General features: G+C 70.5%; 18 protein-coding genes and 2 pseudogenes. 15 read left to right on the top strand and 5 right to left on the bottom strand.

The window, feature by feature from the left end:
- Positions 1-212: 212 nt before the first annotated feature.
- The 4 genes from ACZ6BB_RS34830 to ACZ6BB_RS34815 all read left to right on the top strand — a co-directional run bounded on the left by ACZ6BB_RS34830 (position 213) and on the right by ACZ6BB_RS34815 (position 4,628).
- The gene (locus ACZ6BB_RS34830) at positions 213-671 is read left to right on the top strand and encodes a PPOX class F420-dependent oxidoreductase (RefSeq protein ID WP_471619118.1); all 459 of its coding nucleotides are present in this window, start codon (positions 213-215) and stop codon (positions 669-671) included.
- A gap of 225 nt (positions 672-896) precedes the next feature.
- Positions 897-2,312: a M1 family metallopeptidase gene (locus tag ACZ6BB_RS34825; RefSeq protein ID WP_471619117.1), complete on the top strand. Its 1,416-nt coding sequence runs from the start codon at positions 897-899 to the stop codon at positions 2,310-2,312.
- A 376-nt stretch (positions 2,313-2,688) separates the two neighbouring features.
- Positions 2,689-3,129 carry a hypothetical protein gene (locus tag ACZ6BB_RS34820; RefSeq protein WP_471619116.1) on the top strand — a complete coding sequence of 147 codons (441 nt, stop codon included), beginning with the start codon at positions 2,689-2,691 and terminating at the stop codon, positions 3,127-3,129.
- Between the two features lie 455 nt (positions 3,130-3,584).
- Positions 3,585-4,628 carry a PP2C family protein-serine/threonine phosphatase gene (locus ACZ6BB_RS34815; RefSeq protein ID WP_471619115.1) on the top strand — a complete coding sequence of 348 codons (1,044 nt, stop codon included), beginning with the start codon at positions 3,585-3,587 and terminating at the stop codon, positions 4,626-4,628.
- A 280-nt stretch (positions 4,629-4,908) separates the two neighbouring features.
- On the opposite strand, the gene ACZ6BB_RS34810 is transcribed toward ACZ6BB_RS34815, so the two are convergent.
- Positions 4,909-5,577, bottom strand: a complete 669-nt coding sequence (locus ACZ6BB_RS34810; protein ID WP_471619114.1) for a Type 1 glutamine amidotransferase-like domain-containing protein — start codon at positions 5,575-5,577, stop codon at positions 4,909-4,911.
- An 826-nt stretch (positions 5,578-6,403) separates the two neighbouring features.
- Here ACZ6BB_RS34810 and ACZ6BB_RS34805 point away from each other — a divergent pair.
- From ACZ6BB_RS34805 to ACZ6BB_RS34785, 5 genes are all read left to right on the top strand, one after another.
- The gene (locus ACZ6BB_RS34805) at positions 6,404-7,138 is read left to right on the top strand and encodes a hypothetical protein (RefSeq protein WP_471619113.1); all 735 of its coding nucleotides are present in this window, start codon (positions 6,404-6,406) and stop codon (positions 7,136-7,138) included.
- A gap of 351 nt (positions 7,139-7,489) precedes the next feature.
- Positions 7,490-8,233, top strand: a complete 744-nt coding sequence (locus tag ACZ6BB_RS34800) for a DUF1775 domain-containing protein (protein ID WP_471619112.1) — start codon at positions 7,490-7,492, stop codon at positions 8,231-8,233.
- Between the two features lie 101 nt (positions 8,234-8,334).
- On the top strand, positions 8,335-9,366 hold the full coding sequence (locus ACZ6BB_RS34795; RefSeq protein WP_471619111.1) for a GlxA family transcriptional regulator: 1,032 nt from the start codon (positions 8,335-8,337) through the stop codon (positions 9,364-9,366).
- Positions 9,363-10,136 (top strand): DJ-1/PfpI family protein, encoded by a 774-nt coding sequence (locus tag ACZ6BB_RS34790; RefSeq protein WP_471619110.1) that lies wholly within the window; start codon positions 9,363-9,365, stop codon positions 10,134-10,136. The genes ACZ6BB_RS34795 and ACZ6BB_RS34790 overlap by 4 nt, the downstream gene beginning before the upstream one ends.
- A gap of 214 nt (positions 10,137-10,350) precedes the next feature.
- Positions 10,351-10,686 carry a YnfA family protein gene (locus ACZ6BB_RS34785; RefSeq protein WP_471619109.1) on the top strand — a complete coding sequence of 112 codons (336 nt, stop codon included), beginning with the start codon at positions 10,351-10,353 and terminating at the stop codon, positions 10,684-10,686.
- A gap of 22 nt (positions 10,687-10,708) precedes the next feature.
- Here the strand turns inward: ACZ6BB_RS34785 and ACZ6BB_RS34780 are convergent, their stop codons facing one another.
- The gene (locus tag ACZ6BB_RS34780; protein ID WP_471619108.1) at positions 10,709-11,746 is read right to left on the bottom strand and encodes a LacI family DNA-binding transcriptional regulator; all 1,038 of its coding nucleotides are present in this window, start codon (positions 11,744-11,746) and stop codon (positions 10,709-10,711) included.
- A 653-nt stretch (positions 11,747-12,399) separates the two neighbouring features.
- Here ACZ6BB_RS34780 and ACZ6BB_RS34775 point away from each other — a divergent pair.
- The 4 genes and pseudogenes from ACZ6BB_RS34775 to ACZ6BB_RS34760 all read left to right on the top strand — a co-directional run.
- Complete coding sequence (locus ACZ6BB_RS34775; protein WP_471619107.1) at positions 12,400-13,299, top strand: aminoglycoside phosphotransferase family protein; 900 nt, start codon at positions 12,400-12,402, stop codon at positions 13,297-13,299.
- Between the two features lie 207 nt (positions 13,300-13,506).
- Positions 13,507-15,048, top strand: a complete 1,542-nt coding sequence (locus ACZ6BB_RS34770) for a fused MFS/spermidine synthase (RefSeq protein WP_471619106.1) — start codon at positions 13,507-13,509, stop codon at positions 15,046-15,048.
- Between the two features lie 241 nt (positions 15,049-15,289).
- Entirely contained in the window at positions 15,290-15,565 is a 276-nt protein-coding gene (locus tag ACZ6BB_RS34765) for an FAD-dependent monooxygenase (RefSeq protein WP_471619105.1), read from the top strand.
- A 494-nt stretch (positions 15,566-16,059) separates the two neighbouring features.
- Positions 16,060-16,185, top strand: a pseudogene (locus ACZ6BB_RS34760) (acyltransferase family protein); the annotation flags it as partial.
- Between the two features lie 209 nt (positions 16,186-16,394).
- Here the strand turns inward: ACZ6BB_RS34760 and ACZ6BB_RS34755 are convergent.
- A complete protein-coding gene (locus ACZ6BB_RS34755) occupies positions 16,395-16,982 on the bottom strand; it encodes a 3'-5' exonuclease (RefSeq protein WP_471619104.1) in 588 nt (195 codons plus the stop codon).
- A 120-nt stretch (positions 16,983-17,102) separates the two neighbouring features.
- Between ACZ6BB_RS34755 and ACZ6BB_RS34750 the strand changes: the two genes are divergently transcribed.
- Positions 17,103-20,024, top strand: coding sequence for a tetratricopeptide repeat protein (locus tag ACZ6BB_RS34750; RefSeq protein WP_471619103.1), 2,922 nt, complete (start codon positions 17,103-17,105; stop codon positions 20,022-20,024).
- Between the two features lie 254 nt (positions 20,025-20,278).
- Here the strand turns inward: ACZ6BB_RS34750 and ACZ6BB_RS34745 are convergent, their stop codons facing one another.
- Together ACZ6BB_RS34745 and ACZ6BB_RS34740 are read right to left on the bottom strand one after the other, a co-directional pair.
- Positions 20,279-20,665: a hypothetical protein gene (locus ACZ6BB_RS34745; protein WP_471619102.1), complete on the bottom strand. Its 387-nt coding sequence runs from the start codon at positions 20,663-20,665 to the stop codon at positions 20,279-20,281.
- Positions 20,666-20,953: 288 nt separating this feature from the next.
- Positions 20,954-21,243, bottom strand: a pseudogene (locus ACZ6BB_RS34740) (hypothetical protein); the annotation flags it as partial.
- Between the two features lie 320 nt (positions 21,244-21,563).
- Here ACZ6BB_RS34740 and ACZ6BB_RS34735 point away from each other — a divergent pair.
- Complete coding sequence (locus ACZ6BB_RS34735; protein WP_471619101.1) at positions 21,564-22,340, top strand: maleylpyruvate isomerase family mycothiol-dependent enzyme; 777 nt, start codon at positions 21,564-21,566, stop codon at positions 22,338-22,340.
- The last annotated feature ends 401 nt before the right edge of the window (positions 22,341-22,741 follow it).

The raw sequence follows: 22,741 nt of genomic DNA, 5'->3' as shown, positions 1-22,741 counted from the left end.
GCCAGCCCTACCGGTCACCTGTCGACCCAGCGTGACCGACTCACGTGTCCGAGGTTCCCGAGCGGTGCCACATACGTCCTCCCATGCACCCGCCGCATCCTTCTGCAGCGTGTGCCGGTGGTTCAAGTGCGGCAAGACTGGCGCCCGTTGCGCCGGGGGTCGTGGACCTACGTCCATGGAATCGTCGGGCGGCCATGGAGGTTGATCGCGTCATGACTCAAGGACCAGCACCTCGCCCCCTGTCCGACGAGGCCCTCTCCAACCTGCTGGGCGAGCAGCAGTTCGGCACACTCGCCACCGTCAAGCGCAGTGGCCACCCCCACCTGACCACGATGCTGTACAGCTGGGACCCCGAGGCCCGCATCGTGCGGTTCTCGACGACGGCCGAGCGGGTCAAGGTCGGGCATCTGCGGCGCAACCCACGTGCGTCGCTTCATGTGCAGGGGGGCGATGTGTGGTCGTTCGCCGTCGCTGAAGGTGAGGCCGAGGTCTCCGAGAGCACGACCGTTCCCGGCGACACCGTCGGTCGGGAACTCCTTGAGATGATTCCGCGAGCAGCGAAGCCGGAGGACGAAGGGGCATTCCTGCGGGAGCTGGTTGCCGAGCGCCGGGTAGTCATCCGGTTGAAGGTGGACCGCCTGTACGGCACGGCGCTCGACATCGACGGCTAGGACGTAGGTGGGCGGGCCGCAGGCGGGCACGGCCGGTGGGTGCAGTGCCCGCGCGGGCTCTCCGGCCTCCTCGATCGCAACAAGTTCCCGCGCCGAGTCCCTTGGCTCGCGAGACCGTCGAGTCCGGCGGAACGGCCCACTGATGACCCGAGCCAGGTGCGGTCGGGTTCGGCGGTTGCATAGCCTGAGGCCCGCTTGATCACACCACCCCCCTGGAGAGCACTCGTGACCCAATCCCCTCGGCGCTCCGCCGTCCTCGGCCGCCCCGCCATCGCTTTCACCGTCCCTGCCGTCGTTGCGGCCCTGCTGACCGCGGCAGGACCCGCCACCGCGGCCGGACAGCCAGGAACTCCTGGCATGGGCGACCCCTACTTCCCCCTCGCCGGCAACGGCGGCTACCACGTCGCGCATTACGACCTGACGCTCGGTTACAACACGACGAGCCGTCATCTCACCGGAAAGGCGGTCCTCACCGCCCGCGCCACCCAGCGCCTGACCCGCTTCGACCTCGACCTCAAGGGCCTCAAGATCACCGGCCTGACCGTCGACCGGACCAGAGCGGCGTACAAACGCAGCGGACAGGAGCTCGTCATCACGCCTCGGCGCGCCCTGCGCAAGGGGCAGACGTTCCGCGTCGCCGTCACCTATCAGGGCAAGCCCGGTCCGGTCACCGACCCCGACGGCTCCCTGGACGGCTGGATTCCCACGAAGGACGGCGCGTTCGTCGCCGGCGAACCACAGGGCGCCATGACCTGGTTCCCGGCCAACAACCACCCGCTCGACAAGTCGTCGTACGACATCGACATCACCGTTCCCGAGGGGCGCACCGCCGTCTCCAACGGCATCCTGCTCGGGCAGAGCACCCGCAAGGGCAAGACCACCTTCCGCTGGCGGCAGAAGGAACCCATGGCCGCCTACCTCGCCACCGCGACCATCGGAAAGTTCAAGGTCAAGCAGTACACGACCCGCGGCGGAATCAAGGTCTACGACGCCGTCGACCCGCGCCTCGCCAAGGGCGCCGCACCGGTCCTGAAGCAGCTGCCGACCGTGCTGGAGTGGGGAAGCAAGCTGTTCGGACCCTACCCGTACCGCGCCGCCGGCTCCATAGTCGACCACGCCCCCGACGTCGGCTACGCCCTGGAGACGCAGACACGGCCCGTCTACAGCAGCGCCCCCGACCTGAACACCCTCGTCCACGAGAGCGCCCACCAGTGGTTCGGCGACTCCGTCACCCTCACCTCCTGGAAGGACATCTGGCTCAACGAGGGCTTCGCCGGTTACGCCGAGTGGCTCTACGCCGAGCAGCACGGCGGCACCAGGGCCCAGCAGACCTTCGACGACCTGTACGCCACTCCCGCACGTGACCCCCTGTGGGCGTTCCCGCCCGGCAATCCCGGCAGCGGCGCCAAGATCTTCGAACGCCCCGTCTACGACCGTGGCGCCATGACCCTGCACGCCGTGCGCACCGCCGTCGGCGACCGTGTCTTCTTCCGCCTCCTGCGCTCGTGGGCCACACAGCAGCGTCACGGACACGGCACCACCGCCCAGTTCCAGCGGCTCGCGGAGGAGCTCTCCGGGAAGAACCTCGGTCCGCTGTTCACCAAGTGGCTCTACACCCAGGGAAAGCCCAGCACCCCCTGACGGGCACGCCCGGCCGGACTCGCCCCGCAGGTCGCGTCACACCATGGTGATGACATCTGGGCGGTGGATCCCTCGCTCACCCCGGCGCCGGCGCGCATCGGCTCGGTGCCGGGTAGCGAGGACCGCGTCCGGCTCCACGTGTACCGGTGTGCGGCGCCGGCCGTCGGAGGCGGGGGCGAGATCGTCCTCGTTCTGCCCCGCCCCATCACCCGCATAGCGGAACATGGGGCGAACGCCTGGAGGCCGCGCTGTACGCGCGAGCGCTGGAGCCGCCGCCCGGTCGGCGATGTCATCCGCAGCAGGAAAGCATGCATCAACACTCAGGAGAACGGCAGCCCGTGGATCAGCAGGATCGGCAGCCTGTCAGGAGCAACAAGTGATCTCAGTACTCAGCCGGCGCGTGGCACCCGTCCTCCTGCTCCTGCAGGTGGCCTACATCGGGCTCTTCACCATGCTGATCACGGCCCTCCCTCCGGACACGGCGGAACTCGACCACACCGACCCCGCCGCTTGGGGCGCGCTGTACGCCGCGATCCTGCTCGGCTTCGTGGTCACCTCGGCGGGTGCCGCCGCGCTCCTGGGCCTGGAGGCGATCCGCACACGCGCCCCGCGGGCAGTTCGTGTGGGGTGGCTGGGCGCCGTCGCGCTGGGTCAGGTCGTCCTCGCCGTCCGGGCACTGGGCACCGTACTCGGCCAGGACCCCGGCCCGGACATGGTGTTCGGTGTGGCCGTGGCGGTGGCCGCTGTGGGCATCGCCGCCGTATGCGCCATCGAGGCGCGCGTATCCGCACCGATCAGAACGCACGTCCAGGCATAGAGGGCCTTCCCACCACATATCTCGTGGCGTCCTCGTGCCCTCAGGGGGCGCCGCGATGCTTGGCCGACCCCCGCACCCAGGCTGCCCAGATCCTCCGAGCACGCGATCAGGACGGTGGCGGTGGACCGGCCCGTCTCCCGGCCTGCGAGGGCTGCCCGCAGAGCCGAGCCATGACCGGACAAAGAACCTGACGGCAGGGACAGCGCAGGCCAGGGCCGACGCTGCCGCACGGTCCCGTCAGGCCCCTGTCCGGGCTGTCGGGCAGCTCGCCAGCGAGCGCCGCCCGGCGTGTGGCCGGGGCCGGCGATCACGGCAGCAGGCCGGGCATGAACATGCGTTCCGCCTGGCTCGATATCCGCTTTGTTGTAGTTACGATTCATTTCGTGCCGACTTTGAGGCGACAGCGACGCAGGCGTCCACACGGTGACCGATGGGACGCTGTCCGACTGTCACCGGTGATCCTCACCATCCTCATCGGCGCGCTGGCGTTCGCGACACCGAGAGGCATCGCCATCAGCCGCCTCCTGCCCGCCGCACCCGCCCTGGCCGCCTCGATGTGGCCTGTGCTCCCCACGGTCCTCCTGGGCGCGTTCTGTGCACTGATCATGATGGGCCTCGGCCTCGTCTACAGCGACCTGGGGACTCCCTACACGGCGGCTGCGATCGCTGCCGTCACCCTGGCGGCCGCCTACGCGAGCCACGTCCGGCTCCGGCGGGAGGAGACTCTCCTCCAGATCCGGCTCGTGGCCGACACCGCCCAGCAAGTCCTCTTCCGACCGCTGCCGAGCCACCTCGGCGGCGTCGAGATCGAATCGCTGTACGTCGCGGCGCAGGCCCAGGCCCGGATCGGCGGCGACTTCTACGAGGCGGCCGAGACACCTCACGGCGTCCGGCTGCTCCTGGGCGACGTGCGGGGCAAGGGTCTCGCCGCAGTGGGGGCGGCCTCAGCGCTGATCAGCTGTTTCCGAGAGGCCGCGCACGACGAACCCGACCTGACGAGCGTCATCCAGCGCCTGGAGATCAGCATCGGCCGTCACAGCGCCGCCCACCCCTCCCAGGACCTGCCGGAGCGATTCGCCACCGCTCTGCTCGCAGAGATTCCGCGCGGCGGCGGCCACGTCACACTCCTCAACTGCGGGCACCCACCACCGCTTCTCGTGCACCAAGGCGAGACGCGCGTGCTGGAGCCCAGCGAACCCTCGCCACCTCTCAACCTAGCGGCCCTCGTCCAGGACAACTACCGCACCGACACCGTGCCCTTCGCCCCGGGCGACGAACTCCTGCTCTACACCGACGGCGTGACGGAGACCCGGGATCACGCCGGCGAGTTCTTCCCTCTGCAGGACTGGATGCGCCGGCAGGACCCGCTATCACCCCACGGACTGCTCAACCGACTTCATCAGGACCTGCTCAGCTTCAGCGGCGGAAGGCTGGACGACGACATCGCGGCCCTCGCCGTGCGATACCCGAAGTCCATCCCCCTGGAGGCGGGGCAGTAGCACCTCACCCGCCAGCCCCTGGCGCACCGAGGGCTTCGCCACGTGATTGCAGTCAGGGCGGGCCGGGGCCGGGAGGGTTATTGACCTGAAGTGCGATTGAGCTCCCGGCGTTTCCTCGAGTCGATCATCTTACGACGGGAGAACGCACCCGTGATCCTCGCGACCTGGGCCACCGGGAACATCGGCAGCGCCCTGGTGAGGGCAGTCGAGCAGCTATCGAGGACAGCGGCCTCCGGGCGCCGCACTGCTCCGTCCGCGGCGCCCCACCCGATGGATCGAGTCAGGGATGGAACCGCCACCGGCCTTCAGAGATGACATCCGCCTTGCCGTCCCTGACGCGGACGGCCGTCTCGTCGTCGATGAAGTAGATCGGGAAGTCAGCCCGCTCAGCGATGCGGTCGGCCCAGGCGTCGTCCCGACTGGGGAAATCGGATGAGTACAGGTGAGGCTTGAGGTACCAGTCGAAGAGGCCGAACGGGGGCTCCACGGTCGTCGCGCCGAGCGCGTGGAGGTCCGCGGTGTCCCCGATGACGTCGGCAGAGTGTCCGGTGAGATGACGGCTGAAGATCATGGATCCGGCGCTGAACCCCACATAGACCCCGCTCTCGAGCGCCTCCAGGAAGCCATCGGCCAGGCCGTTGCCGGTGATGCTGCGCGCGAGGTGGTATTGGTTGCCGCCCCCACAGTAGATGACGTCGGCGTGGAGCAGTCGGTCGAGCACGGTCTGCCGGGGCAGGCCGTTCAGCTCCAAGACGTCGAACTCCTGCCAGCCGAGGCCGTACAACCGGTTCATGTCCGCGACCAACCACCCATGGTCCCCGGATTCGGCCACGGAGGCGGTGGGAATGTACACGACGTTCGCCGATCCGAACGGCCTGCCCAGCATCTCCCTGAGTGCGTCCCGCAGCGTCTCGTTGCGCAGGCCACTCGCCGTCAACAGAAAGTTCATCGGGCGAGCCAAGCACGACTCACGGGGGCCACGCAACGAACTTCAGGGTCCACCAGCACCGTCATCGCTCGGCGCTGCTGGGCGGTTGTGTATCTGATGACACCTCCCCATCGGAACGGAGCGCAGAGCACGTTCGCGGGTTGTTTGACGCAGCTGATGAACGTGCGCGGGTAGGGCGGTGTCGTAGCAGGTGACGACGCACCGCCGGCCCGCCGCACAGCAGGTCACGCAGAAGCGACAGAACGCCCGTCCCCCGGGCCGGTTGTCGGGGTGCTCCGGGATGTCGGGGCGGTCCCGGCAGGTCCTCGCCTTCCCAACAGCAATCACTAGGGGGCACGAGATCACGTTCCGTACCCCGAGTCCTGCCAACGACCTCCCGAACTCACGGCTTGCTTCCGGGACTTGCGGTCGCTGCGGCTGCGTGAGGTGACCGTCGTCCGCGCCGTTCGAGGCCAGCCGGCTCAGCGCGTTGCGCGGCCGGTGCGGGGCCACGGCCGAGCAGGAAGTAGGCGGTGCGGTCCGGTCCATACTGCTTGCCGGGTCCCGGGGGTCCGGCCATGGTCATGTGCCGCATCAGGGTGAGCAGTTCCCGTCCGTTCGCTGTGCCTGCTGCGCGTCCACTGGTGCCTCCTCTGCATTGCGTGGCCGGGCTGAGCAACGCGATGCCATCCGGTGCTGCTCGCGGGCCCTGAACGCCTGGACGATGTCTGCCGCGGTCCCGGCTGTCGCTGTGGCGTGGATCACCAGGGCCGGGTTGAGTGGGACTCCGGGGGAAGTTCCGTACCATCCCGTGACGCGTGGGACCCGGACTGTGAGGTGAGACGTCATGACGGCAGGGTGGTGTTCTCGCATGCTCAGGGCCGCTGTGTTCGCGGCCGTGTGCGTGCTGCTCGCCTCCCTCGGCCACGTCATGATGTCGGGAACCGCGGTTTCCTGGTGGGCCATGGCCGCGGGGTCGGTGGTGGCCGGCGGGACGGGCTGGCTGCTGGCCCGTCGGGAGCGCGGGCCGGTCGTGGTCGGCTCCTGCGTGGTCGCCGCCCAGGCCGTGCTCCACCTGTCGTTCTCGCTCGCGCAGGCCCTCGTCCACCCCCGGACATCGGGCGACACCTCGCTCGTCGGGCAATGGATGGGCTACGCACTGTGCGGTTCGGCGTCCGGCCTGGACGCGGGGCAGGGCGCCGTGGCGACGTCCTCGGCGTCCATGGACCACGGGATGGGTGCGACGCACTCCATTGGGCCGATGGACCACATCGGGGTCATGCATGCTCTGGACCACGGCACGGGTGGCATGTCGTCGGCCGGTATGCTCGCCGCCCACCTGCTGGCCGCGTTGCTGTGCGGTCTGTGGCTCGCCCTCGGCGAGCGTGCCGCCTTTAGGGTTCTGCGGGCTTGCGCCGCACGGCTCGTCGCTCCGCTGCACCTGATCCTCCGGCTGCCCGCGCCGCCGTGCCGGCCGCGTGTCCGCGCCGAGCGAGCGCGTTCGGACCGCATGCCGCGGCGGCTCCTGCTCACCCACGCCATCAGTTCTCGGGGCCCGCCTCCGGGGACCGCTGTCGCCTGACCACAGCCGATCACCTGGGGCCGCACCAGGAGACGACGAGCCGTCGGCTCCTCGCCTCGGGCCGGCCTCACACATCTCGCCCGGCCGTCCACCTCGTCGAGTCTCACCGCTTCCGCCGTGCCGCTCGCATCGCTCACGCTGCTCCGTGCCCGCCGCCCGGGACACCGTTGCTCGGCATGGGTGAGCAGGGGAGACACCAGGTGCTCGCTCCTGCCCTGTCTGCGATGTGCGACGAGTGGAGGGCCGAGGCGCCGGATGCGAGACGCGAGACGCGTCGATCACGACCTGCGCGCCGCCTCCGGAACAGGGACTGAACGCAGTCTCCACACCATCGAAACCTGGGAGTTCCCCATGCACCGCTCGAACCTGGTACGCAACCTGCGCCTCACCTGCGCCCTCTCAGCAGCCGCGTTCACGGTCGCCGTCGCCACCGCGGGCCCGGCCGCAGCCCACGCCGAAGTCGAGGCGGACGGCGCCCGTGCCCTCGGCCAGAACGTCGAACTGACCTTTTCCGCCGAGTCGGAGTCCGCCTCGGCCGGCATCACCAAGCTGGAGGTGATCCTCCCCAAGGGCATCACCCCGCAGGACCTCACCTACGAGGAGGGCCCCGAGAACTGGAAGTTCGCCCCCACCGAGCGGGGTTACACCGTGTCAGGGCCGAAGCTCGCGGTGGGCGAGGACGCCGAGTACGTCGTGACCGTCCGGCAACTGCCGGACGCGAAGGAACTGGTCTTCAAGACCCTGCAGACCTACGACGACGGCAAGGTCGACCGCTGGATCGAACTGGACGACGAGGCGGAGGGCGACGGGCACGGGCACGGCCATCCCGCGCCCCGACTGGAGCTCGAGGCCGCAGCCCCCGGCGCGAAGCCCGTGAGCCCCAGCCCCACGCCGGAACCGACCACCCCCGCTCCCTCGACGGCCACCCCCTCCGACGAGCCCGCTGCCGAGAGGACGTCGGCACAGCCGGCAGCGGCCGACTCGAAGGACGACGACGGCATGCCGATGTCCGTCCCCCTGGGCATCGGTGCCGCAGTCCTCGTGCTCGGCGGCGGCGCGTGGTGGCTGAGGAGCCGCCGCGGCGGGTCCGCGTGAGCACGGACGCGGTCACCAAGCCTGACACCCCTCCCCCGGGGTGCCAGGCGGCAAGGTCCCCGGCCGCCTTGGCCGGGGACCTCGGAACCCGGCGCGAGGTGATGCCGTCAAGTGCGGGCGATCGCGGCAGAGTCGACGAGCGGCGGGTTCTCCTCGTCGTCTACGACGACGCGCAACTCCTCGACGTCGCCTGTCCCGGCGGCGCCCTCGACATCGCCAACCGGTACGGCGCACGGCCGCCCTACTCCATCGAACTGGGTACCCTCGGCCGCCGCGCTGCCCGGAGTTCGGCGGGGATCCTGCTGGGCGCCGGGCAAGGTCTGGAGGCGGTCAGGGGGCCGTTGGACACGCTCATCGTCGTGGGCGGCATCGGCTGTGAGGACGCGGCGGCCGACGGTCGATTGCTCGATCAGGTGCGGCGGCTGGCCGCACACAGCCGACGTGTGGCCTCGGTCTGCACCGGCGCCTATGTGCTGGCTGCTGCCGGGCTGCTGGACCACAGGCGGGTGACGACCCACTGGGGATGGGCGGATCGGCTCGCCGAACGCCACCCCTCCGTGGCCGTGGACGCCGCTCCCCTCTACATCCGCGACGGCAACGTCTACACCTCGGCCGGCGTCACCAGTGCCCTCGACCTGACACTTGCCCTGATCGAGGACGACCACGGCCCGACGCTGGCCCGCGCCGTCGCCAGGGAACTCGTCACCCATCTGCATCGGCCCGCCGACCAGGCCCAGATATCCATGTTCCTGGCAGCCCCACCGCCGGAGGACCGGCTGGTGCGGGACCTGATGGGCCATATCGCCGGAAACCTCGCCGAGGATCTCACCCCCGCAGCCCTGGCGGCCCGGGCGGGAATCAGCTCCCGGCACCTCACCCGCCTGTTCACCACGCACCTCGGCACGACTCCGGCGCGGGCCGTACGTGCGGCGCGCGCCGAGGCCGCCGCACACCTGGCGCGCTCCAGCGGACTGCCCATGGCGGCGATCGCCCGCCGCTGTGGATTCGCGTCGCCGGAGACACTGCGGCAGGCGTTCCTCCACCACTACGGGGTCACGGGGGACAGGATTCGCAGGATGCCGGACATCCCGCCCCCACGCGTCCCACCCGGGCAGAAGACTCCCCTTCCATGAGCAACTCGACGACACGCAGGAACGTACTTCGCGGGACCCTGGCCACCGCCGTTCTCGCGGCCACCGCCACGGCCGTAGCCCCGGCCGAAGAGGCACACGGGGCTCCGGCCGACGGCGGAACCGGCCCGCACATCGGCATCCTGCTCTACGACGGCTACAGCCTGCTGGACCCCACCGGCCCGGCCGAGATCCTGTCCCGTCTCCCTGACGCCACCGTGACGATGATCGCCGAACGGCGGGGGGCCGTCCGTACGGACACGGCTGACGTGGCCGTGCTCGCCGAACGGTCCATCGCCGAGGTCGACCGACTCGACGTCCTGCTCGTACCCGGCGCCGGCAACCGCGGCACCGTCGAAGCGATGAACAACCAGGTACTCCTGCGCTGGATCCGCGAGATGCACCGTCACACCCGGTGGACGACCTCCGTGTGCACGGGCAGCATCGTCCTCGCCTCGGCCGGACTGCTGACCGGCCGCAGGGCGACGACCTACTGGGCCTCCGCCGACTACCTCCGGTCCACCTTCGACGTCACCTACCTGCCGCAACGCTACGTACGGTCCGGGAAGATCATCACTGCGGCCGGCGTGTCGGCGGGAGTCGACATGTCCCTGTATCTCGCGTCCCTGATCGCGGGCGACGACACGGCGAAGGCGATCCAACTCGCCGTCGAGTACGACCCCCAACCCCCCTTCGACTCCGGGAACGCCGCGGACGCCAGCCCTCAGCTGAGGGAACGTGCGCTGCAGTTGCTCGCCGCGTCCCAGGTGTAGGCGAGACGGGTTCCTATACGCGATTGAGCCGCGTCCGGCTGCCCGTCGCTGCGCGCGGGGGTGAGCATCACGCGCCTGGTTCGGCGCCGGTCATCAGGGCGAGGACGCTGTGCGGTGCTCGGCCGTCGATCATGAGTTGGTAGAAGCCGTGCACGGCGACGCTGACGCCCGGTCCAGGGGCTCGGCCAACGGGCGGCCGGTAGGGTCCCTCGGTATGACCGTCGCTCGCTCCGTTGCCCTGTTCGTCGTCGCCGCCCTCTTCGAGATCGGCGGTGCCTGGCTGGTGTGGCAGGGCATCCGTGAGCACAAGGGCTGGATCTGGATCGGCGCCGGCGTCATCGCCCTCGGCCTGTACGGGGTCGTGGCCACCTGGCAGAACGACGACAACTTCGGACGGATCCTCGCCGCGTACGGCGGAATCTTCGTAGCCGGGTCGATCGCCTGGGGCATGGTCGCCGACGGTTACCAACCCGACCGGTACGACGTCATCGGAGCCCTGGTGTGCCTCGCGGGGATGGCTGTGATCATGTACGCACCCCGCACCCACTGACACCCTCAAGGCCGAGGGCGGGTCACGTCGTGCCGCGGACGTTCAGGGTCGGTGTCAGGACGATCGGGGGCGGCAGTTCGCCCGCGAGCAGCCGGTCGACCTGGTGGATGGCCAGTTCGCCCAGTCGTCGCTTGTCGAGGTGGAGGGTGGTCAGTGGGGGGTCGACGAGATCGACGACACTCAGCCCGTCGTAACCGACCAGTGCGCAGTCGTCCGGTACCCGGACGCCGAGCCGGCGGGTGGCCCGGAGCGCGCCGAGCGCGACCAGGTCGTTGAAGGCGACCACCGCGGTGAGGTCCGGATGCGCGGCATGCAGCGCCTCGAACGCGGCGGCGCCACCGGCCGGGGACTGCTCCCCCATGACGATCCAGTCCTCGTCGACGGGCAGCGCATGCTCGTCGACGACTTCGAGGAATGTGCGGCGCCGAACCGTCGGGGCGGTCACGCACTCGCAGTCGATCATGCCGATCCGGCGGTGCCCCCGGTCGATGAGGTGCCGCAGGCCGGCCCGGATTCCGGCCGCGGCGTCAATGTGGACCAATGCGTGCTTCGACGAGTCCAGCCCGCGATCGACCAGAACCAGCGGCACGGTGCCCACATGGGGCTCAAGCTCCGCGTCGGGCTGGCTGATGTAGCCGACGAGGGCGTCCACCTGTCGGCCGAGTGAGCGGACCAGGGACAGCTCGCGGGACCGATCGTTCTCGGTGCTGGCGACGAGCACCTGCCAGTCGCGTTCGTCCGCGGCCGCGATCACTCCCGCCACGAACTCCGGGAAGAACGGGTTGACCACGTCGGGGACGATGAGGCCGACGGACACGACGTCCTGCTGCACGAGACCTCGGCCGAACCGGCTTGGCCGGTACCGCAACTCCCGGGCGACATCGAGCACGCGTTGTTGGGTCTTCGGGTCGATCTCCCCCTTGCCGTTGATCGCTCGGGAGACGGTCTGATGGGACACGCCCGCCACCTGCGCAACGTCGCGGAGCGTGACGCGCTTGACGGTTCCCGCACCCCGCGCCCGCTGGTCTTCCGTTTCCCGCTGTCCGGCCACGCTGCCCACTCACTTCTCTTCCTGTGCCGCCCTGGGCGCCAGTCAATCAGGTTCACCTGCCTGCCGCGCCATCGCCGGCCCTGCCCTGCCGTCCGAGACAGTCGGCGCCGGAACCGGACCCCTGGATCGTGAGCCTTCCGGCGGCGGCCGTTGACGGAGTCCGATCCTCTGAGCCACACTCCCGTTAACGGTCACGTTAACGCTAACGACAGGAAGGAGAGCACGGTGACGGCTTCGAGGAGGCCTGTACCGCACGAGCCCCACGTGATGTTCCGGGGCGTGTTCCGCGACTGGCACGCGCAGGCCGATGTCTTTTCGGCGCTGCCGGACGCACCTGTGGAGCGGGACGATCCGCAGCCCTGGTGGCGTCGGCTGAACGTCCGGCGGCAGGGGCCGCGCAGCGGTGGATTTTCGCTCGGCCGGTGGATGGCGCGCACCCGGGGCGGCTTTCCCGTCCCCGGGCGGGAGTGGCCGGATCATCCTGGGTAGGTGGGGAACCGCGAGATCCGAAACCACGACAGCACAAGGAGGAAGTTGACCTGCGAGGATGCGAGCGCCTCTCAGTCGATCCGGGCCCTGTCGTACGAGTACCGGCTGTCTTCTCGGTCGAGTCGGTCCTCTTCCGGTGTTTCGCATCGGACCAGGGGAAGGGCCTGCGAGAGATGACCATGCACGATGACCAACTGGACGTGACCACCGACACCGTCGCGACGTTGGTCGAGGAACAGTTCCCTCAGTGGAGCGGCAAGGAGATCCGACCCCTGGCGTCGACCGGGACGGTCAACGCCATCTTCCGCATCGGGAACGACCTCTCCGCACGTTTCCCGCTCCGCCCGGCCGATGCCACCGAGGCGCTGACGATTCTGGAACGGGAGGCCCGGGCAAGCGCGGAGCTGGCACAGGTGTCCCGGTTCCCCACGCCTGAACCGGTGGCCTTGGGAAAACCCGGCGCGGGTTACCCCATGCCGTGGTCGGTCCAGACATGGCTGCCGGGAACGGTCGCCGTCGATGCCGGCCCCAGTGGGTCGGACGCCTTCGCCGAGGATCTCGCGGCCTTCATCTCAGCTCTGCGGGAGGCCGAGACACGGGGACGCCTGTTCGACGGCGACAATCGTGGCGGTGCTCTCACTCGCCATGACGCCTGGATGGCGACGTGCTTCATGGAGAGCGAGGGGCTGCTCGACGTGCCCCGACTGCGCCGAGCGTGGAGCCACTTTCGGGAGTTGCCACGCCAGGGTGCCGATGTGATGAGCCACGGTGACCTGATTCCCGGCAATGTCCTGGTCTCGGGAGACCGGCTCGGCGGCGTACTCGACACCGGCGGCTTCGGACCGGCCGATCCGGCGCTGGACCTCATCAGCGCCTGGCATCTGTTGCAGCCAGGTCCCCGGGAGGTACTCCGGCGGGCTCTGGGCTGTGACGATCTGGAGTGGGAGCGCGGCAAGGCATGGGCGTTCGAACAGTCGGTGGGTCTGGTCTGGTACTACGTCGAGAGCAACCCCGTGATGAGCACCATGGGACGCCGGACACTCGACCGCATCCTGAAGTCGATGGAGTACTGACGCCCTGCTCACGCACAGGACGAGGTCGGCGATGTGACGGCGTCGCGTGGACGGGCGCCGGAGGATCGTTTGCCCGTCCACGCGGGGCCGCGCGCGGCCCGTGCGAGGGGGAGCAAGGGGGTGCAAGGGAGGGCTCGTGCGGGGGGGGGGAGCAAGGGAGGGCTCGTGCGCGGGGGAGCAAGGGAGGCTCGTGCGAGGATGGCGGCCGTGAGTGGATCGTCGTCCTTACCTGTCGCTGAAGACAACCCTCGTGGCCACGGCCTGGGTTCGCGGGCCGCTGCCGCGCTGGTGTTCGGTTCCTCGGCCGCGGTGCTGGTGGTCGAGATCGTCGCTCTACGGCTGCTGGCCCCCTATCTCGGACTCACGCTCGAGACCAGCACCATGGTGATCGGTATCGCCCTCACGGCGATCGCCGTCGGCTCCTGGCTCGGCGGACGCATCGCCGACCAGTTCGATCCCCGGCGGCTGTTGGGGCCCTCGCTCGGGGTCTCGGGGGCGGTCGTGGCACTCACCCCCGCCGTGCTGCGCACCACCGCGGAATGGGCGCCCGCGCTGCTGCTGTTGATCGCGTCGCTGACCATCCTGGTGCCGGGCGCGCTGCTCTCCGCGGTGACGCCGATCGTGACGAAGTTGCGTCTCACCAGCCTCGCCGAGACCGGGACGGTCGTCGGCCGGCTGTCCGGCGTCGGTACGTTCGGCGCCATCGTCGGCACCGTTCTCACCGGCTTCGTCCTGGTGGCACGGTTGCCGGTCAGTGGCATCCTGATCGGCCTGGGAACGCTGCTGGTGGTGGGTGCGGCGCTGGTCGAGTGGCGCACGCGCGGGTGGATCGGGACCCCTGCCCTGACGGTCGTGGTCGTCGCCGGCGGCCTCGCCACCACGGTCGCGCCCGGTGGCTGCGACGCGGAGACCAGGTACCACTGCGCGCAGGTCGTCACGGACCCCGACCGGGACAGCGGCCGCACGCTCCTGCTGGACGGCGTGCGGCACTCCTACGTCGACCTCGACGATCCGACCTTCCTGGAGTTCACCTATGTGCGCGCTCTCGCGTCGGTGGTCGACTCCGCCTTCCTCGAGGGTGAGCCCCTCTCCGCCCACCATCTCGGCGGTGGCGGACTCACCTTCCCCCGCTACCTCGCCGCCACGCGGCCCGGGACGCACAGTCTCGTGTCGGAGATCGACAGCGGGGTCGTACGCATCGACCGTGAGCGCTTCGGTCTTTCGTCGGAAGCCGATTCCGGGATCGACGTACGTGTCGAGGACGGCAGGCTCGGCCTGCGGCGGCTGGAGGACGGCAGCCGGGACCTCGTCGTCGGTGACGCCTTCGGGGGCGTGAGTGTGCCGTGGCATCTGACCACGGTGGAGGCGATGACCGACGTACGGCGGGTGCTCGACGAGGACGGCGTGTACCTCGCCAACCTCATCGACCACGGGGGCCTGGACTTCGCGCGTGCCGAAGTGGCCACCCTGGGCGAGACGTTCGAGCACGTCGTCCTCGTCGGTGCCCCGGTCGACATCGGCCTTGACCCGACGGCCACCCCCGCGGGCGGCAATCTGGTGGTGCTCGCCTCCGACCGGCCCGTCGACCTGCGCGCGGCGCAAAATGCGCTGGACGCCCGGCGAACCGGCTGGAAGATCGCCACCGGCGACGCACTCACCTCCTGGATCGGCGATGCCCGACCGCTCACCGACGACTACGCGCCCGTCGACCAACTCCTCCAGCCGTCCCGCACGCGGCGCGATCGGTGACGTGACACCCCCTGCGGATCGCGTCGCCGTAGGCGCCGGCGCCAGGCCCGACTCGGGCGCGACGGCGTCCAATTCGGCATCACGTCCTCCCCGCATGGTCGCGAGGTACTCCCGTGGCCGCGCGCGTCCAGCGGGACGGCGCGTCGACCCGGGGCGCGCGCCCCACCTCACTGCTACGGCCCTTTCCATTCAGGTGATTTATGTCAAGTAAGTCACTTCATGGGATCTACTATCCCCTTTCGTGACAGACAAGCAAACCCGGAAGTCGACGGATGTGATCATCCTCGGAGCCGGACCGGCCGGGCTCGTGCTCGGGAATCTTCTGCAGAACAACGGGGTCGACTGCGTTGTTCTGGAGCGCACCGAGCAGGCGTACATCCAGACGCGGGCGCGTGCCGGGTTCCGTGCGGTGCCTGGCGTACATCTGGCGGGCACAGGAGTTCTCGCACTGGATGATCCGGTTGCTGCACGGGGCGCACGGCTCGGCGGGCAGCGCGTCCGGCAGCACGTCGGGTGACAGCACGTCGGGCGGCGGGCCGCTCGGGACGGGGTGCGGCGCTTCACTGTTCCACGACTCCCTGCGGCGTTCCCGCATCGCTTCGCTGCGGACCTCGCGCAGCCGCCGACAGAAGATGGTCATCGCGCAGAGGTTGGCGGTCACGACCGCCGCCCACAGTGAGCGCCGGCGCCACAGCAGACCGTCGAGCCGGTCGCGCGCCAGGAACCCCCCGCCGCACTGGACGGCGGCCAGCGCGGGCACCAGCAAGGACGGCGGGTGGGAGTTGGTGCGGTCCGGGTCCGAGGTTGAGCAGGCCCAGCCAGGACGGCATGGCGTCCGCCCAGGGACCGTGGCGCAGCAGGTCCACGGCGGCGACCGAGCCGAGCAGGGGTACGGCGGCCCATGCGCCCCAGGTCCGCGCGGCGCGCACACATCATGGTGTGAGGGCCGGCCCGAGCACGTATACGCCGACGAACCGGAGCGGCTGGACGACAAGCACTGCCCCGGTGCGCAGTGTCGCCTGGCTGCGCGGGCGGCCGACCCGTCTCGGCCGCCCCGTCCTTGGTGTCGCCGTGGTGTGGGCCGTACTCCTGCCGGTGCTGTACGCCGCCGGGGTGCCGGCCGCGCCCGTCGGTACGCGTCGTTCGGCGGAGCGGCGCAGGGACGGCGCGGAGGCGCGGCCGCCGACCGGGAAGACGATGCCGAGCATCTGCAGCACTCAGCTGACCGGGGCGGATGCCTGCTGGTCGGCCGAGGGTGGCCAGGACCGCGATCCGTGCGGGGGGCGGTGACGGGCCCGCCCGTCCAGGGCCGGTTCCGGTCGCCCAGCCGGGCAACCGGAACGAGGCTAGCGGGCTGTGCCCCCGACCGGCCATGCCCCACGGCCCACCAGATCGAGGACGAGTGCGGCGATGTTCCACGCGTCGTCCTCGCCGCGGTGATGGCGTCCCTCCAGCGGTAGTCCGGCGATCTGGAGAGCGTGGGCCATACCGGGTTTCCTGCGCAGTCCGTACGCCGCGGTGAACACGGCCTTGGCATTGGTGTGCGTGCGCTCCGTCGGATAGCCGAACGGGTACGCCACGGCGTCGGCCTGACTCTGGCGAGCGAATTGCCGGCGGTCGTACTCCCCCCAGCTCGCCCAGGGGCGCTCCCCGGCCTCGTACTCCTCGACGAGGGTCCGGCATGCCTCGGCGAAGGTGACGCCCGATTCCACCTCGGCCTGCGTGAGTCCGGTCAGTTCCGTGCAGAAGTCGCTCACGGTCGAGCGGACGGGGCGGACCAGGATGCGGTGCCGGGAGAGGCGGCGCCCGGCCGACACGTCCACGACCGTGAGACCGATCTCGATGATCTCGTTCACGGAGCCGGGCGGCGGCTGTCCGTCCCAGCACGTGGCTTCCACATCGATGACGTTCAGCAGGGAGGATTCGTGGCGCATGGGGCCGAGGTTAGGGAAGCGCCCTTGGTTTCGGCACCTCAATTTCTGCCTGGTGGCGGTCCGTTCGGTGCGGTTCCGGGGCAGGGGGCCCTTTGCCATACTGGCGGCCGGGGGTGCGGGATGGCAGACCAGCGTCCGACGCGACAGGAACTGATCCGGCGTCGGCGCCGGAGCGGCTTCGTGGGCCGTCGTGGGGAGATGCACGCCTTTCGGGAGAACCTCGCCCGGGATCCGGAGAGCGACGAGTACCAGTTCCTGTTCCACGTGCGCGGCAACGCCGGAGTGGGCAAGACCTCGCTGCTGCGCCAGTGGGAGGCGGTCGCCCGCGAGCAGGGCGCCACGACGGTGTACCTCGACGACGGACTGCACAGTGCCGTGGAGGCGATGGAGGCGGTCGGTGAGCGGCTCGGCCGCCAGGGGCTTGAGCTGCGCCGGTTCGGCCGACTCCTGGCGACGTTCCGTCAGCGCAGTCATGAGGCGCAGTCGGTACGGGACACACAAGCGGCCGCGGACGACGGCAGCGCGGCGCAGTCGCCCGCGACCTCGCTCTCGGGGGCGGTCGCCGCGCAGGTGGGTCTGGTGGGGCTGGGGATGGTGCCGGTCGTGGGAGCTCTCGCCGGTGCCCTGGATCCCCAGCAGGTCGCCCAGGGCGCGGACCGGTTGCGGACCGCGCTCGGCGCGCGGTTGCGGTCCCACGACGACGTACAGCTCGTCATGGACCCCGTGCGTGGCCTGACGCCGGTGTTCCTTCAGGACCTGGCCGAGGTGGCGGGGCGACGGCCGTCGGTGGTGCTGTTCTTCGATGTGTACGAGCGGACGGGTCCGGTGCTCGACGCGTGGCTGCGCGACATCGCGTTCGGCGAGGTGCACGGCGTGCTGCCGGCCAATGTCCAGATCGTGCTGTCCGGGCAGGGCCGTCTGGATGCCCGGATTTGGGGCGACTGGCTGGACCTGGTCACCGAGGTTCCGCTGGAGGTGTTCACGGAGGAGGAGGCCAGAGCGCTGCTGGCGCTACGGGGTGTCACCGACGAGCGGGTGGTCGAGGTCGTGCTCAGCCTGTCCGGCAGACTGCCCGTGCTGGTGCACACCCTGGCGCAAGCCCGGCCCGACTCGGCCCGGACCGTGGGTGATCCCTCGGGCACGGCGGTGGAGCGGTTCCTGAAATGGGAGACGGACCCGTCCCGGCGGGACGCCGCGCTGCGGCTGGCGCTGCCTCTGCAGTTCGACGAGGACGTCTACCGTGCCCTCGCCCCCGTGGAGGCCGTGGAACAGTTCGCGTGGATACGCCGACTCGCCTTCGTCACCGACCAGGCCGGGCGATGCCGGTATCACGACGTCGTACGCGCCCCCATGCTGCGACTGCAGCGCGTCCAGTCCCCTGCCCGGTGGCGTGCCGCGCACGATCTGCTCTCGGAGACCTTCCGCGGCTGGCGGGTGGAGCGGGAAGAGGTCGTTCCGGCCGCGGAACGCTGGGGGGACACGGCATGGCGCGAGCATCGGTCCAACGAGACCTATCACCGCCTGTGCGCCGATCCCCACCGCGCCTTGCCGGAGGCGTTGACGGAGGCCGTGCATGCCTGTGAGCAGGGAGGTGGCACGGTACGGCGCTGGGCACAATTGTTCGCTCAGGCCGGCACGGACACCTCGGACGAGGGCCTGACGGTGTGGGGGCGGCGCCTGACCGCCGCGGCCCGGGAGGACGGCACCGCTTCGGCCGTCCTCGACGCGTTGCTCGCGCACTCCGGGCTGGACTCCCCGGGGGTGCTGCGTGCCCGAGTCGTCCGGGGGCGCCTCCACCGGCGCGCCGAGCGGTACGAGCCCGCGCTCGCCGACTTCGACGCGGCGCTGATTCTGGAGCCGAAGCACGGTGACGCTCTGGTGGAACGAGCCCTCACCCACGAGGCGATGGGGAACGTCGAGGAAGCCCTCGCCGATCTGGACCGGGCGATCGGGGCCCAGCCCGAGGAAGCCTGGAACCACGTCGTCCGGGGACGTGTCCGTCTGAGCGCCGGGCACCGCGCGGCGGCACTCGCCGATTTCGACCGGGCCGTCGAGCTCGACCCCGAGCAGGAATGGGCGCTGGCCAGCCGCGGCGAGCTGCACCGTCTCCAGGAGCGCTACGACGAAGCGCTGGACGATCTCGACCGTGCGCTGCGCATCGACCCGTACTACACCTGGGCCTACGCGGAGCGGTCACGGTGCCTGCGGCAGCTGCAGCGGTGGGACGAGGCGGTCCGCGACGCGGTCCGGGCAGCCGACCTGGAGTCCGAATCGGGTTGGTATCGCGTCCAGTTGGCCGGCCTGCTCGTCGACCTCGGGCGGCACGCCGAGGCTCTGCAGCAGACCGACCGCGCCCTGGCCTTCCCGGACGAGGACGGCCCTCGTGGCCGGGCCTGGCCGTACGCGCTCCGCGCCTGGGCCCTGCACGCTCTGGGGCGCGATGCCGAAGCACTCACCGACCTCGACCGTGCCCTCTCCTTCGACGGCCCGTACGAACTGGCCCTTGCGATGCGCGGTTGGCTGCTCTGGGAGGCGGGCCGACTCGGCGAAGCGGAACAGGACTTCGGCCAGGCCCTCTCCGCCGCCCCGCGATGGCCGTGGGCTCTCGCGGGCCGCGGAGTGGTCCGCGTCTACGCGGGGCGGTACGACGAGGCCGTCGACGACCTCACCCGGGCCTTCACCGTCCAGTTCGGCATCGCCGACGCGGAGAAGGAGATGGCACGGCCGTTCGTCGGCCTGTTGCGGGAACATCTGCCGACGAACCGCGGCCCGGTCACCGCCACGATCAGGCTCGCGGCGCTGCTGACCAGCCAGGCTCAGTGGCCGAACCTGGCACGGCAGGCGGGCTCCGTCCTCGCGCTACGCCCCGGTCCTCGCCTGCTGACCGGCGGGCTGCGACTGCTGCGCCGCGCCGCCACCGCGCTGGCGGACCCTCCCGAAGGCGCGGACCCCCAGCGGACCGCACAGTCGCTCAGTCTCCTGTCCCCCATTCTGCGTGTCGTGGATCCCTGGACGCCCTCGCCGGACACGGAACGGGACTGACGCGGGACGGGACTGACACGGGACGGGACACCGCGACCGGTGCATGGGGCCCGCGGACCCGAGCCCCCGCCGTCCGCGACGAGTGAACGGCGCTCGGGCCCCTTGCCTCCCGTGCGCTCGCTCGCCGCCCCGGCGGTGCGAACGAGCGCACCGCGATGTGCCCTGCCGCCACCCGGTGTGCCCACGACGGCGACGGCGGCAGGGCGTGCTCTGGGTAACGAGAGCAGGGATGCGGCGCCCGTCACCCCCCACGGTCATGCGCGTTGTTGCGGCTCTGCCTGAGGGGCGGCCCGATGCTCGCGGCCCTCGGCCGCGAGCGGCTCCGCCGCGGAGCCCTGCAGTTCCCACTGTCTGGCAGCCAGGGCCCTCGCCAGCATCTTCGCCCGGTAGGGGTTCGACATGTCGAGGGCACTCGCCACCCGCACTGCTTCCTCCAGCAGCGCCAACCGTCGCTCAGGCATCTCCCGCAGCAGAGGCGACGTGCTTGCCTCCACCAAGACGTACGCCAGCTTCGACCCGTACGTCTCCGGCTCGGCCTGCGTCAGCAGACGGTAGATCCACAGCCCTTCGGCACCACGCACCACCCGCCGGTTGGCGCCCAGCAGCCTGACCCTCGCCAGCACGACCATGTCCTGATCCATCGATCCCCCTCGTCACGCCACTCCCGGCCCGTGCACGTCACACGGTGAGACAGCACGGCGACCGTGCCGGCAGCCGAGAACGGCCGCCGGCACGTGGGCCGGAGAGTGGATGACGACGAGTCTGACGTCCGGTACCAGCAGCCACAAGAACAAACAGGCGTGCGCTGCGTCCTACCGAAAAGCGCCTGCGAACAGGCATGATGGACCTGACACTCACTCAAGGCCCCTGTCAGGGGCGACGGCAGCGCCAAGGCCGGCGATGAATCCGCCGCAGCCGTGGAGAGGCGATCAGTAGAAGCGCCGGAGGAAGACGTCCGACTTGCCGTTGGTGTCGCCGGCACGATGTCGTCGGCCATGGAATGGAAGACCACGTCGCGCCCACCGGTGCTGACCGCGTCGGTCCCGGCCGTGGCGGGCTGCGTCGACACGATCTCGCCGGTGCCCGTCTCCAGGCCGCGGAGCGTGAGCGACGGTCCGCTCGTGTCGTGGGGCGCGTACAGCAGATAGCGGCCGGTGGGATCGATGGCCACACCCCGCACGTTCGGCACCAGCTGCTCGGTGCCGGAGCTTTCGTCGTGGCCTCGACCTTCGGCGCACACGGCGAGAGATATCGCGGGCACCACGAGGTCGGAGCCGACGGAACGCTGGCGGTCCGCGGGCCGAGCCGCCCGTCGTCGCGCGTGGTCACTCGGCGGGTGGGGGGCGTGAGGGGGAAGGGAGCAGTGCGGGGGCTGCGGGGGCTGAACCCGCCGGCCGGGCACAGCCTCGTGGCGCGTGTGGGGGGACGCGGACGACTCCGAGGGACCCGAGCTTGGGCTCGCCCGGGCCGGTTTTCCCCGCCCTTTCGGCGGGGAAAACCGCTGTCGGGCAAATGGATCAAGCTGATAGAACTACCGGCGTGCACAAGACTCTGGAGTTTCCCGATCTGCTGCGGCTGATCGACGAACGTGCAACAGCCTTCCGTGCCGCGATCGCCGCCGCGCCCAGCCTCGACCTGCCCGTGCCGACCTGCCCCGGGTGGACGCTGTCCGACCTGGTGCAGCACATCGGCGAGGGCCGCCGCCGCTGGGCCGCCACCGTCGCCGCCGGGCCGGACGCCACATCCAGGACCCCTGCCCAGGGTGACGCGGTCGCGCCGCAGGAGCGCGAGGCCGTGCCGGCCTGGCTGGCCGCCTCGACCGAGCTGTTGCTGGCGGCCCTGCGGGAGGCCGGTCCGGACCAGGGCTGCTTCACCGGCTGGGGTAACACACAGACACCGCACACCGCCGGTGGTGTCGCCCGGCACCAGGTCCAGGAGATCGCGGTGCACACCTACGACGCCCAGCTCACCGTGGGCGAGCAGGCCTCACTGCCTGTCGAGTCGGCGCTCGACGGTGTCGAGGAGACCCTGTTCATCACCTGCTTCACGACGAGCGCCTGGCCGCACGAACCCACCGCCTTCGACTTCCACGCCACCGAGGGCCGCTCCTGGCGCCTCACGGTCGACGGCGACGGTGCACGGACCACCCGGCTGCCCTCTGCCGGCGCGGACCCGGACGCGGCAGGCATCTCCCTTCGCGGCACGGCCAGTGATCTGGTCCTCTACCTGTACGACCGCATTCCGGCGGACTCCCTGCAGCTCGACGGGGACCCGGAACTGCTGGACCTGCTCCGCGCCTGGGAGCCGGAGGACTAGGCGTGACGGCACGCCACCGCGCACAGACCGGCCGTTTGAATCGCGGACGGTCTCGTACCGAACCGAGAATGATCTCGGCCAACACCTCGGATCCTGCACCCGGCCGACGGGCGCTGCCCGTGACCCCAGTAGCGAGCGTGCAGCTGCATGCCTCACCGCTTTCCTCAAACTCGGCCTGAGCCTCCAGGGACTGGCCGGCCGCTCGGGGGGGGGAGCCTGGCGGTGGTGCGTGAAGCGTTGGTGCGGGCGGTGGGCGACCCGAGACGGTCCCCTGATTCCTTGTCACGACGCCTCGCCGGTCGCGCACGGTACCTTGGCCGCGGGCCCGGCTCGTCCCCCAGGCAACTCCAGCTTTTCGGGACAAACACGGGATCGGCATCGGCATCGGCATCCCGCTCCAG

The organism is Streptomyces sp. NPDC041108 (assembly GCF_055592645.1).
This window is presented reverse-complemented; position numbering and strand designations above follow the sequence as displayed.